Annotated in this window: 13 protein-coding genes; 12 read left to right on the forward strand and 1 reads right to left on the reverse strand. The window is 45.4% G+C overall.

Annotated elements, in window-relative coordinates:
* From AC3WS5_RS01870 to AC3WS5_RS01925, 12 genes are all read left to right on the forward strand, one after another.
* The gene (locus AC3WS5_RS01870; RefSeq protein ID WP_492465495.1) at positions 1-2,130 is read left to right on the forward strand and encodes an NPCBM/NEW2 domain-containing protein; all 2,130 of its coding nucleotides are present in this window, start codon (positions 1-3) and stop codon (positions 2,128-2,130) included.
* 60 nt (positions 2,131-2,190) lie between these two features.
* Entirely contained in the window at positions 2,191-3,996 is a 1,806-nt protein-coding gene (locus AC3WS5_RS01875; protein WP_492465496.1) for a glycoside hydrolase family 88/105 protein, read from the forward strand.
* 1 nt (position 3,997) lies between these two features.
* Positions 3,998-5,836, forward strand: a complete 1,839-nt coding sequence (locus tag AC3WS5_RS01880) for a DUF8769 domain-containing protein (RefSeq protein WP_492465497.1) — start codon at positions 3,998-4,000, stop codon at positions 5,834-5,836.
* Positions 5,811-9,473: a DOMON domain-containing protein gene (locus AC3WS5_RS01885; protein ID WP_492465498.1), complete on the forward strand. Its 3,663-nt coding sequence runs from the start codon at positions 5,811-5,813 to the stop codon at positions 9,471-9,473. Before AC3WS5_RS01880 ends, AC3WS5_RS01885 begins: the two co-directional genes overlap by 26 nt.
* Before the next feature lie 6 nt (positions 9,474-9,479).
* Positions 9,480-10,406, forward strand: a complete 927-nt coding sequence (locus tag AC3WS5_RS01890; protein ID WP_492465499.1) for a DUF4380 domain-containing protein — start codon at positions 9,480-9,482, stop codon at positions 10,404-10,406.
* A 365-nt stretch (positions 10,407-10,771) separates the two neighbouring features.
* Positions 10,772-11,209, forward strand: coding sequence for an RrF2 family transcriptional regulator (locus AC3WS5_RS01895; protein ID WP_492465500.1), 438 nt, complete (start codon positions 10,772-10,774; stop codon positions 11,207-11,209).
* A gap of 8 nt (positions 11,210-11,217) precedes the next feature.
* Positions 11,218-11,670 carry a carboxymuconolactone decarboxylase family protein gene (locus AC3WS5_RS01900; protein ID WP_492465501.1) on the forward strand — a complete coding sequence of 151 codons (453 nt, stop codon included), beginning with the start codon at positions 11,218-11,220 and terminating at the stop codon, positions 11,668-11,670.
* 121 nt (positions 11,671-11,791) lie between these two features.
* Positions 11,792-12,343, forward strand: coding sequence for a cupredoxin domain-containing protein (locus AC3WS5_RS01905; protein ID WP_492465502.1), 552 nt, complete (start codon positions 11,792-11,794; stop codon positions 12,341-12,343).
* A 7-nt stretch (positions 12,344-12,350) separates the two neighbouring features.
* On the forward strand, positions 12,351-13,793 hold the full coding sequence (locus tag AC3WS5_RS01910) for a cbb3-type cytochrome c oxidase subunit I (protein ID WP_492465503.1): 1,443 nt from the start codon (positions 12,351-12,353) through the stop codon (positions 13,791-13,793).
* Entirely contained in the window at positions 13,760-14,506 is a 747-nt protein-coding gene (locus AC3WS5_RS01915; protein WP_492465504.1) for a thioredoxin domain-containing protein, read from the forward strand. The genes AC3WS5_RS01910 and AC3WS5_RS01915 overlap by 34 nt, the downstream gene beginning before the upstream one ends.
* Before the next feature lie 40 nt (positions 14,507-14,546).
* Complete coding sequence (locus AC3WS5_RS01920; protein ID WP_492465505.1) at positions 14,547-15,395, forward strand: helix-turn-helix domain-containing protein; 849 nt, start codon at positions 14,547-14,549, stop codon at positions 15,393-15,395.
* 169 nt (positions 15,396-15,564) lie between these two features.
* Positions 15,565-16,278 (forward strand): cysteine hydrolase family protein, encoded by a 714-nt coding sequence (locus AC3WS5_RS01925; protein WP_492465506.1) that lies wholly within the window; start codon positions 15,565-15,567, stop codon positions 16,276-16,278.
* Between the two features lie 130 nt (positions 16,279-16,408).
* On the opposite strand, the gene AC3WS5_RS01930 is transcribed toward AC3WS5_RS01925, so the two are convergent.
* Positions 16,409-19,306, reverse strand: a complete 2,898-nt coding sequence (locus tag AC3WS5_RS01930; RefSeq protein ID WP_492465507.1) for a triple tyrosine motif-containing protein — start codon at positions 19,304-19,306, stop codon at positions 16,409-16,411.
* Positions 19,307-19,403: the final 97 nt, after the last annotated feature.

Genomic DNA, 19,403 nt, shown 5'->3' on the forward strand with positions numbered 1-19,403 from the left:
ATGATTAGAGGGGCTCGGAAAATTCTGATCTATAGAGTAAGCGCAGCCTTGTTGCTGGTTCAACTTTTTTGCGGATATCGGCCGGCTCCTCGAATCGTCTGGCTGGATGAACTGGATCTATCCCTCGTGGACCAGTCAGCTGGAAAAGCACTTGCCAATCAGTCAATGTGGAAAACGCCCTTGTACATAGCAGGTGTACATTTTGAGCGAGGTGTGGGAACGCACGCGGCGAGCGTGTTCCGTATCCGGCTGGATGGTAGCGCGCTTCGATTTAATGCCGCAGTTGGACTGGACGATTCCCCACCCGAATTTGAGTTGCAGCAGGCCAGCGCCGAATTTTTAGTGATAGGCGACGGAAGAGTGCTTTGGCGAAGCGGCATCGTGCATGGGCGCGAAAAAGCACGGCCTTTTTCGGTTTCGCTAAAAGGGATCCGGTTGCTAATTTTAAAAGTTGATCATGCGGGTGACGGAATTACGGGTGACCGTGCCGATTGGGTCAATGCTTTTTTTGAAATAGGAAATGCGCCGCCGGTCGCTGTGCAAAGGGCCCGTGAAAAGGAATATATCACAGCTCCTGCAGCATCGAAAAAGCCCCTGATCAATGCTCCCTATGTTTATGGAGCCCGGGCAGGAAGCCCCTTCCTTTTTACCATTCCGGTTTCGGGGCAACGCCCAATGCGTATCATCACCACCGCATTGCCAGAAGGGATCACGATCGACAACAATACCGGTATCCTGTCCGGAGAGGCATTGAGGAATGGCAGTTATAAAATAAAAGTAATGGCATCCAACAGCTACGGTAATGATCGTAAAGAGCTGACTATCGAAATCGGTGATCGCATTTGTCTTACCCCACCGATGGGATGGAACAGCTGGAATGTTTTCGGCGCGGAAGTGACCGACCGGAAGATTCGAAAAATGGCAGACGCCTTGGTGGAGCAGGGACTCACTCAGTATGGCTACTCCTATATCAATATAGATGATGGGTGGCAGGGACAGCGCGGCGGAAAGTTCAATGCCATCATGCCCAACGACAAATTTCCAGATATGAAAGCCTTGGTAGATTATGTACACAGCAAAGGACTTAAAATTGGTATTTATTCGTCGCCCTGGGTACAGACTTTTGCGGGGTTTGTGGGTGGGAGCGCGGACACACGTGAGGGAAAAGTGATCAACCCTTCACGCCGCTATGGTGCTTTCTCATTTGTAAAAAATGATGTGCAGCAATGGGCGGAGTGGGGATTCGACTATGTCAAATACGATTGGGTCACCAATGATATAGCACACACCGCTGAACTCTCCTACCTACTGCGCTATTCAGGAAAGGATATGGTATGCAGCATTTCCAATGCTGCGCCTTTTGAAGAAGCGGAAGATTGGTCGCGATTGACCAATTTATGGCGCACGACCGGTGATATTCATGATTCGTGGTGCAGCATGACCACCATCGGATTTCTGCAAAACAAGTGGCAACCCTTTGCAGGTCCCGGCAGATGGAACGATCCGGACATGCTGGTAGTTGGAAAATTGGGTTGGGGTAAGCAATTGCAACCTACCCGGTTAAGCCCCGACGAACAATATACCCATATATCGCTTTGGAGCCTTCTCGCAGCGCCATTGTTACTAGGGTGCGACCTCATGCAGCTCGACTCGTTTACTTTAAGCCTCTTGATAAATAACGAAATAATTGCCGTAAACCAGGATGTCGCCGGCATCCAGGGTAAGCATGTAAACTCCGACAAAGACAAGGAAACGGAAGTTTGGAGTAAACCTTTGAGTGACGGCCGTCTGGCAGTTGGATTATTCAATCGCTCTGATACCGCTCAGGTTGTTGCCATAACCTGGAAGGAGCTTGAAATCCAGGGAGCGCGATCCGTACGCGATCTATGGAGGCAAAAAAACGTAGGAATATACAAGGATCAATACCGCGCAATGATACCTGCACATGGAGTGGTGGTTGTAACGCTAAGCACGGTCATTAGTGCCGGTACTACCGGCCACAATCTAGCTTCCGACCCGTACGCACATGTAGGACAGGACGGTCCTTATAAACGGCAGGAGACAGGAAAACATTGTCTTGAAAAGATTTTTAACGGTTTAGACGTGGCTTTGTTCCGGTTCCCCAAGTGACCTTAAACAGGGTTGCCGTGCTATTCCATCTTGCAAGGAATATAATAAAATGAATACGTGATGACAATAAAAAAAAGTATTGGATTACTACTGTATGTGGTACTGGCGCTAACCGCGGCAGGGCAAGGTAAGGAGCCACCTGTAGTTAAGATAAAACAAATCGGGGACAAACTGATCCGGGAGACGCCCTTTGCCTACCGGCTGACACTTCCTCACAGGAACCACTTTTTCAATGGCCTGCATTTTGTGGATTTTCGTCGCACATTCGGAACAGGCAAACCCGCGGTGGCCTACGCCTACACCCACTTGACTGTTGATAAAGACACCATTCTTACTGTTGAGATAGAGCATAACGATGCTTGCAAAATATGGAGTAACGGAAAATTGGTATACCAGAGAAAAGGCAGGCGTAACGTACAGATCCAACTCGATGAGCGCAGCGTGAATATGTCGAACGCATTTCAGCTGCCGCTTAAGCGGGGCAATAACAGGCTTCTCATTAAATCGGAGACCGCGGGAAATGATTGGTGTGTGTTTCTGCAGCCACCGAGCGAAAAAGATGCGGTCGTTCTGGGAAAAAGGACCTATCCTCGTATTGGTCTCTCCACTGTTGAGCACGTAGATAACTCGGTGGCCGAGCTTAGTAACTGGCTGGTGGTAGGCCCATTTGCCCCGGGTATTGACTTGGTTCACGGGCCGGAACAGGGAGTTCATTTCGGAATACTATATAATGGGTTGAACGGACCAGTAACCTGGACCATTCCTAAAACGGAAGTGATCGGCGATGTTATTGGTGCAAAACCGTGGGGCACAACTTACCAGTGGAATTACCATAACGGTGGTGTAGCATGGGCCATGCAACAGCTAACCGAGCTGACGGGCGAGCCACAATACCGTAAATGGGCAGTCCATTTTTGCGACTACCAGATGGAGGGGATGCCTTTTGTTGATTATCAGGTGAATCAACTCAGGGCCTACAATGCAGCAAATGCAATGATCATCAATTCCAGTCTGCTGGATTTTACCCTGGCACCTTCCTTGCCGCTAATCTACCGGTTGCGCAAGGAAAAGAATTTTAGAAATGAAGCTATTTACCGGGCCTATGTCGACAAAATGATCCGGTACGCCCGTTCCGGACAGATCCGCAGTCCTGGATATACCAACTACACTCGTACCACTCCGGAAAAATACACAGTTTGGGTAGATGATATGTTCATGGGAATTCCCTTCCTGATGCAGGCCGGTTTATACACTAATATACCCGAGCAGCGCCAGCAACTTTTTGATGATGCAGCAAATCAGGTCCTCGATTTTAACAAGCATGTATGGGATGAGGATTCGAGATTATACATGCATGCCAGCTATTCGCAGCGGCCACAGGTTAAACTGCCGCATTGGTCAAGAGCAAATGGCTGGGCAATATGGGCCATATCGGATGTACTGCTGGCCCTGCCTCCAGATCATCCCAAATACAAGACAATCTTGAAGCAGTACCAGGACTTTGCCAATTCCCTCATCCGATTTCAGAGCAAAGAAGGGTTTTGGCATAATGTGATCGATCGCCGTGACTCGCCCGTGGAGGTATCCGGAACTGCTATTTTTACCATGGCCATAGCTCGAGGGGTACGGCTGGGATGGCTCAACCGGAAAGAATTTGCCCCTATTGTTGAAAAAGGTTGGGATGCCGTAGCTTCCGAGATCGAAGATGATGGCACCGTGCATAAGATCTGCATCGGTACTATGTGCTCCGAGGATGTGAACTATTATATGACCCGACCGTTTTTTGACGATGATACACATGGATCTTTTGCCGTAATTTTCGCGGGGATTGAAGTACAGCGAATGCTTAACCAACTAAACGATTAACGTGAACTGGAAATTAAATGTAGTTTTTCTGGCCGTTTTACTGCTGACAGTCGGCGGTCTCTTCGGACAGGACATTCAAACCCAGCCGCTGCAACTAGCAGCCGAGCAAATAGCACAATTAAAAAAGCAACTGGCCGGCGAAGAAAAACAGTACGATCCGGATAAAAAAATGATCCGGACCATTACAAAGGAAAAACACTACCACAGCGATCTAGACAGCGGTGTAGCTGTACATGATACCCGGGCTTCTGCTCAATATGCTGCTGCCCTGATGCATACAGCCGATCCTGTACTTATCCGGCGATGCGTTGACATAGTAAGCGCCATCCTGCCGTTGCAGGAAAAGGATACCAGCCAACCATATGCGGGTGTATGGCCCTATTATCCGGAAGATCCGCTACAAGGCCGCAAGGCGCCTGTTGATTACAACTGGGCCGATTTTATGTCGGTTGCCCTGATTGATGTAGTCATAAATGGGGCGGCCTACCTTAACCAGGAACTGAAACAACAGATCAAGGAGGCACTCATTCTCGCATCAGGCGCAATAAAAAAACGTGATGTAAAGGCGGATTATACCAATATCTGTATTATGGGGACTTATGTTTGTTATATGGTAGGAAATTTGTATGAATTGCCAGATGTTAAACAATACGCACGTAACAAACTGGCCTACTTTTATCGTTATACAAAAGCTAACAAAGGTTTTACTGAGTATAACAGTCCTACCTACAGCGTCGTGGCGCTCGATGAATTGCTACGCATGAAGCAGGCCATTTTAAGGCCGACAGACAAACAAATGGTGGAGGAATTGTACGAAGATTGCTGGCGCCTGATTGCCCGGCACTTTCACAGGCCATCCGGGCAATGGGCCGGTCCTTACCTGAGGGCATATGCAAATTTGATGACCCTGGAGCTGAAACAATTGTTTTATAACGCTTCGGGTGGCAAAATAGATTTTCCGGGCAATGGAGTGCATGTGCCGCGAGTGCTGGCGCCCCATAAGATGTCGGAAGAGACCGTACAGCAATTCTTACATGCCGCTTTGCCACGGGAAGTAATCGATACTTTCTCCGTAGGCCGGCTGCAGGCCCACAAAGAAGGGACCTACCTGGGCCGGGTTATTGCGGCAAAGGATATTACTGGTAAATTGTATTCGCATCCGCAATACGCGCTTGCCTCAGTCAATACCGGATATTTGTGGAACCAGAGCCGGCCCCTAATAGTACACTGGGGCACACCGGATAAACCTGCCAGCCTTCAGGTCCGCTTCTTACATGATCGATACGATCTTGCTGCTGCGCATATCAAGAACGCCCAGGACTCCTCAACAGTATTATCCATCATTAATGTAGCCTTTGATGGTGGAGACCGGCATCCAGGTATCGACCGCATCCGGGATCGCAGGATCCGCGCTGACGATCTGCGGCTCCGCTTTGAAACAGAGGGCGCCATCACCAATGCTGCTTTTTCAATACTTGACACAGACCAGGTTTTGTTCCGGGACGGGGCGCTGCAATTACTGATCCGGCTGCCCTACTGCCACTGGACGGGTTTAAGCGGGCATTGGGAAACCGGAGGTACGGGAAACCGGAAGTGGGCCGATTATGTACTCTACTCAGGCGCTCCCAAGACTTTCGACCTTTCCGCAATGGAGGAAGCCGTGATCGGTTTTAGCCTGTCGGTATTACCTCCCGGCGGTAAAGGCAGGACCGGTAAGATCCGGCAGACAGCAGACCCTACCTACCTCCATTTGTCCATTAACAGGCTGATGGTGAAAGCACTCAAAAAGCCGGCAGATGTGTTCCGGATAAAAAATGACTTTGAAATCAATACACAATAACATGAGCATTAAAGAACTTGCCGGGGTCCTGCTGCTAGGGTTAATAGCCTTTAATGGAGCGGCCCAAATGAAGGAACCCCAGGACTGGGTAGGATACGAACAAGTACTGGGCGTGAAGAATGGATTACGGAGCTATCAATATGATGTAGCACTAATCGGATCATCAGCTCCAGCCAATGTCTTTTGGCCGGGAGACCCTATCCGGCTGACCTTCCAACTGGTTAACCGGACCAGTGAGCCCATCCGCATTCAGGGAAAAATAAAAGTGATCCGTTATGGGACAAGGGGAATACCCAATGATATTTGGTTGCCCAAAATGGTAAAGCTAGATTATGAAAAGACCGTGCCGGTGTCTATCGATATTGCACCCAACGGGTATACTAATACTGAGTTGCGGATTGATGATATTAAGAAATATGGTGGTTATGCCGTTGTATTTGACTTGGGCACTTTCGGCAGCCGTTTAGGCACCAGCTTTGTACTGAGTATGAAACCTTCCCCTGTTAAGATGCAATATCCCCGGCAGTCGCTGGACTACCTGGGTGTAGATTTCTTACGCCGCATAGGCGCACAAGCCATTCGCTATGGGATACCATATATCGCAACTACCAACCCGGATTACCAGGTCTATATGCAGGAGTTAAGACGACTGATGAAAAACTTTATGGACAACAATATCACCGTCATGCTGATGTTTGGGGAAGGGAAAGCGGCACAGTCCATGCCCCTGGGCACCCCACGCCCCCACCTGGATGAGAAGGCGCAGTTCCTCCGCACGAAACAGGATCTATCCTGGATGCCTGACATGGATGAAGATTTTAAAAAATATGTAAAACAACTATGCATGGAGTTTGGCTGGCCAAAGGGTCCCCTTACTGCGGTATGTTTGTGGAACGAGCCCTGGGAGGGAAGCTCTATCTCCGGGTGGCAGGCGGATATGCTGAGGTATCGCGAGATCTACACAAAGATGTCCGAAGCCGTGTTGGAAGCCCGAAAGCAAAATCGGGATGTGCTGGTAGGTGGCGGAGATTCCAATTCCAATGCGTGGGATAAATTCTTTTCTGACGGAACCAACAGTATGCTCCCCATTTTTGATTTTCTTTCTATTCACTACCAGGGAATGGAATCGCCCGTGCTCTATCCCTCCTGGAACCGGCGAAAAGACTATAAAGGGAGAGTCAAGATCTGGGATACGGAAAGCTGGGTGGGCAATACAGACGACCGCATCGGACTGGTGGTGGCAGCCAACCGCTCTGCCGGCTATGACCGTTCTATGGGCATCTATGGCGGATATATGTACTCGGGTGATCCCAATCGGTCGGCGCAGAGCATGACTATCCGCACAAAAAACGGAACAGAAACCGTATCCAAACTGCACAATACGTGGTCAACGGCCGCTGCCATGGGAGCGGTACAGGGCTTTATTGGCGAGCGCGCATTTAACCGGCTACTATTTACGGCAGGGCTTCCCTGGGTAATGGTTTTTGATGGCTACAGGCAGGATAAGGAAGATGGAACGATTGTAATAACAGGAGACCTGGGCGAGGCCTTTGGTGCAGCCAATGTGTTATTCCGCAATGTGCGTAGCCTTACAGAAGCAAAAAAAAGATATGAATTGTACCAGCGCTTCAAAGCTACTACCGACGCGGCGGAACGTAACGAGCTGGAAACGGCTCTTGACAACTGGAATCCCATTACAGATGGCAAGTTGATCATTAAGGCAGATCCTGCTTTCCGGCTGTTTGATTTTTATGGCAACATCATTGCACCAGCCAATGAGGCTTATGAAATACCGCTGAATTACCAGGGATACTACCTCCGGGTAAATGGGGAAAAAGGCGCTTTTGACCGCCTGGTGGCCAACATCGAGTCGGCAAAGATCAGCGGCTATGAGCCACTGGAGATCATTGTCCGTGATTTTACCGCCCCTATCGAGTCAAAGCCGGCGCTGCAATTGCAGCTTACCAACATTCTTAATCGCCCGGTAAAGGGTCGTTTAGCGGCAACCATTAAGGGACTTGAACTTGAGCAACCGGATTGGCTGTCCTTTAAACCTCACGAAACAAAAACAGTTGCTGTTAAAGTAAATAAGGGCGATGCTAATCATGATAATACCTACCCGCTGGAGGTTTATTTTGATGCAGGAAAAGATGGGTTTACCTGGTACCAGGAGGACATGCATGTAAACTTCATTGCAAAAAGACGGATCACGGTAGACGGTGATTTGTCCGACTGGCAAGGGGTAATTCCTCAAACGATCAAAGGAAGCGCAAAAGCCAGCCTATCGGTAACAGAAGCCGCGTGGCATCCTTACCTGGAGTTTGACCAACATGCAGACGGGCTTGCGCAGACATACCAGGCTTATGATACTGATTATTTCTATTTTGCAGCAAAAGTTGCCGATAAAACACCCAACAGGGGCACCCTGCGTTTCGAAACCCGTGATGATGACCAGTATTTTTATCCGGATACTGCTTATATGCAATCTATTGAAGCTATGCAGGCAGTGCTGATTCGGCAGCCTGTTAGTGCATCGGATCAGTCGGCACTAAAGCTACCCTCCGGGAACGGGCGGGTGTTGAATTATTATGAGAATACAGCCACAACAAAGTCAATAGGTATTGACCTGGATCTGCCGGCAGACCGCCTTACACGCACTGCACTTTATTTTCCCGGCCTGAGCCAGCGCAGCATCGCCGTTACGGTTTACGACCGCGAAACGGGTCGGGAGTTGGTTACCACCCGGGTGGAAAATCTTTGGAACGGCACCTATCTGAATTTTGAACTGAGTGGAAAACTGCGTATCCAATGCGGGGCATATTCCTGGGATGTGTGGCGCAACACCTCGAAACTTGCGGGCATTTTTTTTGATACAGGCACCAACCGAACCGCAGAAACGGGGGCTGCTGCGATTCTTGCCGGTAAAGATTTTGACACCGAAGGTAACTGGATCGGGCATTACGGAAGCATCGGGTATTTTTTGGCGGGCGCCGATACTTCGCTACCTGGGGGCACCCGGCTCAGCATCGTGTCAAAAGATGATTTGATCCCGATGATATGGCCAAAGGGCGTACGAAAATTCTCATATCGCAAAACGGGCACGTTGCCGGACGGGGTAACTGGTGAAAAAACCGATAATATTTTGATCGCTTTTAACCCGCTCCCCATCGGGCAGGATGGGATGGAAGCCGCGGCACCGGGTACCATGCCCCGCTACATCGGCTATAAATGCACTGATTATGAGTATGCGCTTAATACTGTGGCACCGGAATATGGCGGCGGTTTTGAGATCTGGCGCATGCTTGTGCCCGGCATGCCACGAAAACACTTTTATCCAAGGCAGCCGCGCTCGCCCTATGACGGGGCCGTAAAAGGCGGAAAGCTGATAACTCTTCGTAAGGGCAATACCCTTTATACAGAATGTGCTATTCCCTGGAGTGAGATCCCCGAAGTAAAAAAAGCACTGGATCGAGGGGAACCTTTGAAATTTTCGGTACGGATAAATGATGATGGTGCAGCCGGCGCCTGTATGGAGCTTGCGCGTGGCCGCAGTGTGTCTAAGATCAATGCAAGGGCTTTTCACCCGGACTGGAAGGAGCACTGGGCTAATGAAGTGGAATTTGGAGTAGAAAAATAATAGACTATGAGTGGATTTTTCAGGTGGCTGGTGCTGGCGGGCTTATGCTATGTGCCGGACGCAGGCAGAGTCCTGCATACAGTGCCGCTTCCACCGCCGGTGGCATGCAGTGCCCCTGTATTGTGCACTTTGTCGGTTGGGGATCTTTCCTTTACCGTTGCTCCCAGGGAAGGTGGCAAGATCGTCTCTTTTAGATTGAAGGGGCAGGAAATGCTGGTGCCGGATTCCGTCCACCCGATTTATTACGGAAGTACTTTGTGGATCTCGCCGCAGTCGGAGTACTGGCCACAATATCCGGAGGTTGACCGGCTGCCTTATGAAGCGCAGTGTCGGCCGGGAAAGATCCGGCTCACGGGGCGCGTAGATCCGGTAAATGGGATTCAGGTAATTAAAGAGTTCACGGCGGTGCCGGCCGATACCTCTATTGCACTTTGCTACACTATCCGCAACGAAGCGGCACAAACAAAAAAACTAGCTGCGTGGGAGGTCACCCGGGTTTTTGACGGCTTCAGCTTTTTCCCAATTGCCACAGCAGGCGTGGCAGCGGCAACAGACTTAGAAGGATATACGGTTGAAGATGGACTGCTTTCCTTTTTTCCACCTGCGCATGCCAGCAAAAAGGGACAAAAATTATTTGCTGCGGCACAGTGCGGATGGTCGGCTTATTATTATAAAGGGGTGTTGTTTCTCAAATCTTTTCCGGAAGTGGCGGGGGCAAGTGTTCCGCCAGGCCAGGGAGCTGTGGAGATTTACAGGGCACCGAACGGAAGCTATTTGGAACTGGAAACTCACGGAGCCTATACTGAATTGCCACCCGGAGGGACCCTGCAATACCGGCAGCGATGGACCCTGCGTGCCGCCGACGGCAAATCAAAAAAAGGGCTACGATACCTTGCGGAACACCTACATCAAAAAATGAACGACTTGCAGTGATGAATCGATCCCTGTTTTTATAGCAGTTAGTGCTGCAGCATCCATGCTTGGGCACAGATTGAAGGACCCAACGGCGCTCCGATGGACGCGCAGGATTTAAGGTATTACGAAAAAAAATCATACTCGATTACGGATAATCACCAAAAAAGACGAAGAACCAACATATTCAGGTATCTACAAGTGCGTCATGATTTAATTGCCTAACGGAATTTATGCCCGAATTTTTCAAAGAACTTTTCCATCTGGGGTATCACACAAATTCGGAATAACCCTCTAAGTCAAGAAAAAAACTCTCAAAATAATTTACGACAATTTTGTCTGAAATATAAATTTTCCCTTACCTTGGAGCGTGAATTGAAGAACAGATGTTTTCGAAAACCTGCAAATACGGCATAAAATCAGTCTTATTTATTGCAAGAGCGTCTGTCGACGGCTCAAGAGTAAAGGTCGGAGATATCGTTAAAAACGCAGGTGTACCCAAAGCGTTTACCGGAAAAATATTGGGCGAACTGGCACGTAATGCCATAGTGGAATCGTACACAGGGCCTTCTGGTGGATTTGAAATGAGGGCCGATGCTTTGAAAAAAGTGAGGGTAGCAGATATTGTCAGAGTTATCGACGGAGACAATTTGTATAAATCTTGTGTATTGGGTCTTGATAAATGTAACGCAATGAAACCCTGTGCAATGCACCATAAAATGGCGGGAATAAGAGAGCAGCTCAGAAAAGTGCTGGAGTCAACTTCAGTATATGAGTTAGCGAACGATGAAAAGGCGGAGAAATTTTTACTGGAATCATTATAAGGAAATAAATGAAAGCGAGATTAAATTATAACGAAGTGGCCCCCGGGGCATTAAGAGCAATGCTGGAGCTGGAAAAATATGCCAAAAATTCCGGGTTGGAATCTTCATTGTACGAATTGGTGAAAACCAGGGCGTCCCAACTCAATGGTTGTGCTTATTGCATTGATATGCACACCAAAGACGCCCGCAAAGCAGGTGAAACAGAACAGCGTCTCTATGGGCTGAGCGCCTGGAGAGAAACGCCTTTTTATACTGATCGGGAGCGCGCCGCCCTTGCCTGGACGGAAGCTCTGACAGTAATTTCGAATAACGATGTGTCGGACGAACTTTACGCAAATTTATCTGAGTATTTCAGTGAAAAAGAAAGAGTGGATTTAACTATGGCTATAATCGCGATTAACGGGTGGAACCGGCTGGCTATTCCTTTTCGCACTGTGCCTGGATCTTATGAGCCAAAATAGTATGTGAGCAACGATAGCGCTTAGGATTGGTTTTGCAGGTTATCATTAGCAAAGAATCCCTGATCATAAATCAGGTACCCATATAATGATATCTATTTTAAAAGTTTGAAATACTTTTTCTATGCAAACCAATTTATTTATTCTCGCCCTGGTGTTAACTGTGGTGATCATCGTGGTGTTCTCTTATGTCTACTTTAGCAGTCTGGGAAAATATACTAAAGAAGGAGCCGTCGCCAACCCGTTAAGATCACGCTTTTGGTTTATGTTGATCTTGCTCGTAGTAATCGCCATATTCACGTCGGTTACCATTCCTAAGTCTCCCTACTATCTTTTCAAGGATGAAACACCCTCCCGCGTTGTGCACGTGGGTGCCATGCAATATGCATTCTTATTTTCCGATAATGCCATTACTCCCTCAACCCCGGCGAAGCTTCCAACATTTGAATTAAAGGCCAATGAACTTGTAGAGTTCAGGGTAACCAGTCTTGATGTGAATCACGGTTTCGGAATCTACGACCCTTCTCACATGCTTATAGCACAGGTGCAGGCGATGCCGGGCTATGTGAACCGATTGCGATGGAAGTTTGACAAGCCGGGACAATACACCATTCTTTGCCTCGAGTTCTGTGGCCTGGTCCACCAAAGTATGAGGGCGACTTTCACTGTAAAATAAAAACACAATGGAAACAATTAAACTAAAAAAGGAAACCGCTCTCTGGATTATCATTGTTCTGTTATTATTCATTACCGCCATAACATTAGGGATCCTCATGAGGTTGAACCAGGGTGAGGTGATCAATGAATCGCCATATACTTTCTATTCCTTCCTGACTACACACGGACTTACGATGGTCGGCATCTGGTTTGTTGCCGGCATGGCTGCCGTACATTACCTGATGCAGCGATATGTAAAAGTAAAAAGCTGGCCAAATATTGTGGCAATGGTACTTACAGTGATTGGAATATTGATGCTCTGGACTTCAACGTTCATAGGGAAATATCATGCGGGCTGGACCTTCCTGTATCCACTAACTTTCAAAGCAAGCTGGGATGGATGGGCAGTACCATTATTCCTATGGTCATTAGTAGTTCTGGTAGTAGGCTGGCTGGTCTGGACGATTGGCATGATGGCGCAGTTACTGAGGAGTTATTCCATTTCCGAGACATTTGCCTGGCAATACTTGAGAAAAAAGAGACCCGAAAAAGAAACGCCCCCATTTGTCCTAATCTCCATGATAACGCTTGTTGGAATTCTTACCTGCCTGATAGCAGCCGTACTAATGGCAGTGCTGTTTTTTGCTGAATATTACTCGGGCGGTACTTTTAAGAACGATGCATTGTTAATGAAGAACCTTACTTATTTCTTCGGTCATACGATCGCCAATGAGATACTTTATCTCGGACTTGCGGTAGTGTATGAGCTTTTTGGGGAGGTAAGCGGTCGCCCGAAATGGAAAACTACCTGGTATATATCGCTTGGCTGGAATTGTACACTTGTATTTATTCTCACTGCTTTTTTCCATCATATGTACATGGACTTTGTGCAACCGGAAGGGTTCCAGATTGTAGGGCAATTAGCTTCTTATCTTGCCAGTCTCCCGGCGGCAGCAGTTACGGTGTTCAGCGTGCTGATTGCTGTTTACCGGACTAAAATTAAATGGACGATGACCAACCTGCTGTTCCTGATTGGCGTGGCGGGGTGGATATCCGGCGGATTGGCCGCCGTAATTGACGCTACTATTTCTAATAATTTTGTTTTACACAATACGCTTTGGGTTCCGGCACATTTCCACTCTTACAATGTTTTGGGCGCCGTGTTGTTCAGCCTGGCATTCTTTAATTGGTTTAGTCTTCAATTTTCGGAAAAGATCCTGAAAATGCTTTCTAATATTACGATCGGCTTCCTGATCGTTGGCGGGTTAGGCTTTCTTACAGCATTTTTTATAGCCGGTGCGCAATCTGTTCCACGCAGATATAATGTGTACCCTGCGGAGCTTAAAACAGCGCCTTTACTGGCCGTGATTGGAGCAATTTTTGCAATCGTTTATTTAATTGCCATTTTGTTATTTCTATCCGATATTGGTAAAAAATGTTTAAAAATTCTATTCTCACGTGCCTCATAGCCTTTCTCTTTAACCCGGTTTGGGCCAATGTACCGCAGAACGATTTTAAAGAAGAAGTGAACATTTATAAACGGGTGTATGATGCTTCTTTATCTACTACGAAAGGGGAGAAGATTAGCCTATTGCAACTCACCCAAAAAAAACCTGTAATACTGGCGCTGATCTTCTCGAGATGTTCTAATATTTGTTATCCTTTCCTGCTACGTTTGAAAGAAGATTTACAATTCGATAATCCCGCCGGGGATTTTACAGTTGCAGTAGTAAGCTTTGATCCAAGGGACAGTCGGGAGGATATGAAAAAGATGGCCGGGGGGTTTGGGTTGGAAAATGAACCTGGTTGGGTCTTTGGAATAACAAAAGATATCGATTCACTAAATCAATCGATCGGGTATGAAGTGGTTTGGGATGAAGCCCGGGGACAATTTGATCATGATGCATTGCTGATTGGCCTGAGCGGCGATGGATACATTGTTAAAAAGCTGATTGGCATCAGAAATAAATCAGACCTAAATCTGCTGGTCAGTAGTATCAATAACGTGTTTACAGCTAGTTACAGATTACCCGGCCAAAACCTGCTGTTTTCTTGTTTTAACTACGATCCCAAAACGGGTAAAACCAAACCGGGGGCGGGATTGTTATTCCTGGTGCTGCCGGCCGTACTTGCAGTTTCTCTTTTAGTCGGAATACGATTTGCGGTCGGCAAGCGGGAATAGATGTATAACCCGGAGCAAACTGGACATAAAATCTAAAAATATGATCATAAAAGATTTTTTGCCAAACCCCGCATTCATCGATTTTGTACAATGGTACAGAATAGTTCATTTTGAATTTGATAACCCTTTTGCAATCCATATTAAGGCTTACCCTCCCAAACCAGAAGAGTGCCTTTATTTTATTCTTCGCGATCGTTTAATGGTTGAATCTAATAATTCCAAAGAAAAAGAAATTCTACACCCAATTATCCTGATAGGGCAGCAGACCTCAGTTACCAGGCGATATCTACAGAAGGATTTTTTAAATTTTCAGATTGTTTTCCAACCTACCGGTTTATTCCGGTTAACAGGCATACCTTCTTTTGAACTAACGGATCAGTTTGTTGATGCGACTGTTATTTTCTCAAAAAATATCCTCTTTACTCATGAACAACTACAACGTACCAAAAGTTACAGCGAGATGCTTTTAATAGCAGATAGGTTTATAGCCGACCTGGCAAACCATTCAAGAAGAGATGTTCACTTGTTAGACTCTGTAAGTAAATTGATGATGAAACGCGATGGTAACATTTCTCTTGAGTGGTTAGCTAAGGAATCCTGTCTCTCCACAAAACAGTTTACGAGAAAATTCAATGAAAGAGCAGGTATTAATCCTAAAATGTATTCAAAGATTATACGGCTTACCAAAGCCTTTAATATAAAAAACAAATACCCGGGTATGGATTGGCTTAGAATAGCCATTGAATGTGGATATTATGATTATCAACATTTGGTAAAGGATTACAAATATTTCACTGGGTTAACTCCTCTTGAATTTCATTTGCTTGAGAGCAATTCCCCGGAATGTAAACTTGGACTTTCAAATGAGCTTTATCGGGATCGCATTTAACCGACCCAAATGCCAGAATCCTAAAATGTCCTTTTTTTACCACTCCACAATACCAAATCGCTTCAACTTTGTAAGTACAAATTTATTTGCCATGAAACGAATTAGTATTTTACTATTAATAACCTTTTTTATTGCAACCATTTCTTATTCACAAAAAAAAACACCTAACATGAAAAAAGTTCTTATGGAAGCAAAGCCGGGCCCAATTACTGTTAACCTGGCAAAAACAGCCTTGATTGTAATTGATATGGAGAATGACTTTGGCTCAAAAGGAGGCATGTTTGACAGAGCCGGAGTTAATATTTCTATGATTCAGAAAGTGGTACCGGCAAATGCCAGCGTTATAAACGCAGCACGGCAAGCAGGTATAAAAATAATTTATCTAAGGATGGGTTATCAAAAAGATCTGTCTGATGTTGGAATAGAAGGATCAAAAAATCGTATAAACCACGTAATATGGATGCATGTGGGAGATGAAATAACTGCTCCAAACGGATCAAAAAGTCGTATTCTTATCAGGGATTCATGGGGAACGGAAATCATTCCGGAACTAAAGCCTCAACCAGAAGACATTGTACTATATAAAACAAGGTTCAGCGGGTTTTATCAAACAGATTTAGATTCGAAACTTAAAGACTTAAGTATTACCGATCTCATTTTTATCGGATGTACGACGAGCGTATGTGTAGAATCTACTGTAAGAGATGCCATGTTCAGAGATTACTCACCCATTGTACTGGAAGATTGTACTGCTGAGCCCATTGGTTTTGATTTGCCAAGAAGTAATCATGAAGCATCCCTTTTAAATATTCAGAGCGTATTTGGGTGGGTTTCAAATTCCCAAGAATTCATAAAAGCAATTAAGGTAGAAACTGGCAAGTAGTGAGAAAACAAAAATCCTCCTATTGGCATATGTAATTTCTCGCAATCGCTAGAATTGAGGTTACTGTTAGCCTAATTAGGTTTGGATTTTGCATCAGGCTTCTCAATAAGAACCACAGAACCATGCCTTATCATGCAACCTCATTAATAAAGCTTATCAGATTTACATCCTGCTGTAATCCTAACTTTTTCCTTAGGCGGTAACGTCCTATTTCTACTCCTTTCAATGAAATATTTAATAGTTGCGCAATTTCCTTTGACGATAAGTTCATTTTAAGATAAGCACATATCTTCAAATCGCCCGGCGTAAGTTCAGGATAAGCACGTTTAATATTTTTCAGGAAATTGTTATGAATCTGGTCAAAATGAATTGAAAATTGGGCCCAATCCTGATCCTGCTTTTCCTCTTCCGCAAGCAATTTCAATAGTTGCCTGAAACCAACCGTATCGTCCTTATTTTTCAGATTTGCCAGACCCTCCGACAGATCTTCTTTGATCTTGCCGATCAATCTGCCGCGCTTATAAAGGTGCATGGTCGTTGTGGCCAATTCTTTGTTTTTATACAAGACCTCGGTCTCCAGCTTTTCATTTTTTAACCGGAAGATTTCCTTTTCATTACGCTGAAGCTCGAGATCATGAACATATTTTAAATGTGATTGCTCTTTTTCGTGCTGAGATTTTTGGTGGCGAAGCCTGTTTCTGTGAACTTTATCAGCCGAAAAAAACATGGCTCCCAATATGATTATATATGCAACGTATGCAAGTTTGGTCTGATACCATTTTGGAAGTATGATAAAGGAATAAAACACTGGTGGAGAAATATTCCCCAGATTGTCTTTCGCCTTTACTTTAAAAGTATACTTACCGTAAGATAAATTGGTATAGTCTTTTTCATTTTTATGTGTCCAGTCTGACCATTTTTCATCAAAACCGTCTAATTGGTAGCTGTAGAGCACTTTATCTTCCTTTCCATATTGATTGGATGAAAACTCAAAATGGAAAGAGGAGAACAATGGGTTTAATTTGTACACTAGACCGGAAGTCTGCGCGGGCAATAGTTTTTCATTTTCAACAAAATATCCGCCAAATAGCAAACTGTCGGATTTCCCCGTCGCGACAACTTTACTAAGCGTTAAACGAATATTAGATGTACTTTTTTTATATAGATCATAATTCAAGTGCATAATGCCTTTATAAGAACCTATAAAAATATTCTTATCGTTGAATGGATAAATATTTTCAAATCCTGCAATTAGCTGGCCATCGAGTTCCGGAATGTGTTTGAGGGAGTCATTTTCTACAACGCCCATACCGCTTTCGGTAGCAAACCATATTCTCCTCTTCCCATCTTCAGCCATGAATTTAATTGAGATGTCACCAAAAATAGGTCGGTACTTTTTCGACATCATAAACCTGGCGCCTGCGTAGTTGTACTCGTAAACACCTCTTTCAGTTGTAACCAGGATCTGATCCTCAATCTTAAAAACGAAATTATTTGTATTCCCCGGAAGACCGTCTGCTTTTGTCAATAATGTTATCTGCTTTATCGAATCGAATCGGGGAGTGACATCAATCCTATAAATTCCCCGATAAGGATGTGATGTCCAGATTATTTGGTGAGCAAAGTCTAATTCGACAAACCTCATAGGTTCCTTTAAATTCGAAACTAATTTGTGAACAGGCACCAGATCAGCTTTATTATTTTGAAATAATTGCAGGCCCTGGTAATTTCCTGCAACAATGCTTTGCCCTCCTTTGACTGACCTGAATAGCCAGTTTCCCCCGGAAGAGTTGTCAACCAGCCTGGCCTTTTCCTTTTCAACGACAAATGCGCCATCATGATGGGACATCAAAAGCTTTCCATCAATATTGCAAAGATTCCAGACTTGCCGGTCTGAGTTCTCAACCCTTTTAAATTTACCCAGAAAAAAACTCATATCCTCCCGTGAAAGTCCATTTAGCGGGGATGAATACAATCCGTCAGATGTCCCGATATAAAGGCGGTTCTGAAAAACGTTTGTCGTATATGCGGGTGCAGGTTTCGCAGTTGGGCTGATCTTGTGAATAGGCGATGAAAAATCGATCAGGTCAATTCCCTCATCCAGCCCGGCCCATAAATTCAGATGATCATCAACAAATAAACTCAGTACGTTATTGTTTTGCATCCCATTATCAGTGGAAAAATGCATGATGATTTCAGCCTTATTGTTTAATAAATAAATACCGTTGGATACTGTACCTAAGGCAAATATTTTGTTGTTGACCTTATGAGCACGGTATATCTGACTTGTTGTAACCTCGGAAGGTAAGTCCATTTTTAGAACGCCGGTCGGAGTAAGCAAAAACACTCCGTTTCTTAATGTGGTGACAATTGTTGAATCTTCACCTAAATCGACTACCGAAGTTATGAGCGTATAATTCAATTGTGGCGCTGATGCGGATTTCCATGAGTCGTTTAAGAATTTTACAAAATAGTTCTCATTATTATGAGCGACTAGTGAGTTCTGACATACACCCATGAACGACCATCTTACACCATTAGGTTCGGCGTAAACATCAATTTTCTGCCCCACGGGATTAAACTTAAAAACCTTCCCCGACGATTGAAAGAAAATTTCGTTTTTGTAAGAAACTATATACCAGATATCATCAAACAGGCGGTGTTGAACAGGTATTTTCTCATTTAGGCTGTGGAACTGCAGTACTCCGTACCTATCAGGGAAAAAATATCCTATTATTCCCTGCCCGCCGACATAAATCCTGTTATCCTTATCAATAAACAGTGAGCGCGCAATGGTTTTATTTGGCAATTGATACAATCTCCATTCCTTATTGTTGAAGGACAGCAGCCCCGAGTTATTTGCGAAGTACATGATCCCAAATTTGTCCTGAGCGATCTGCCAGGTCTGGGCGCCAGCCCTGATTTTCCCATGTGTATAATTTAGGATATTCGGCGTACCTATCGTACGCTGAGCCTGGATCATCAGCGAACAGAGTAATAAGGTGGCAATCAAAAGTGTTGTCTTCATGGACGGGGCGCTATTCTTAGACAAAGGTTACTAAAAAAAAGAAAAAATAGGAACGAACAAGTTTGTTGTGTACTATCTTATTGACTATCAATTGCAA

The sequence above is a fragment of the Niabella sp. CPT15-335-S11 genome (assembly GCF_058792415.1).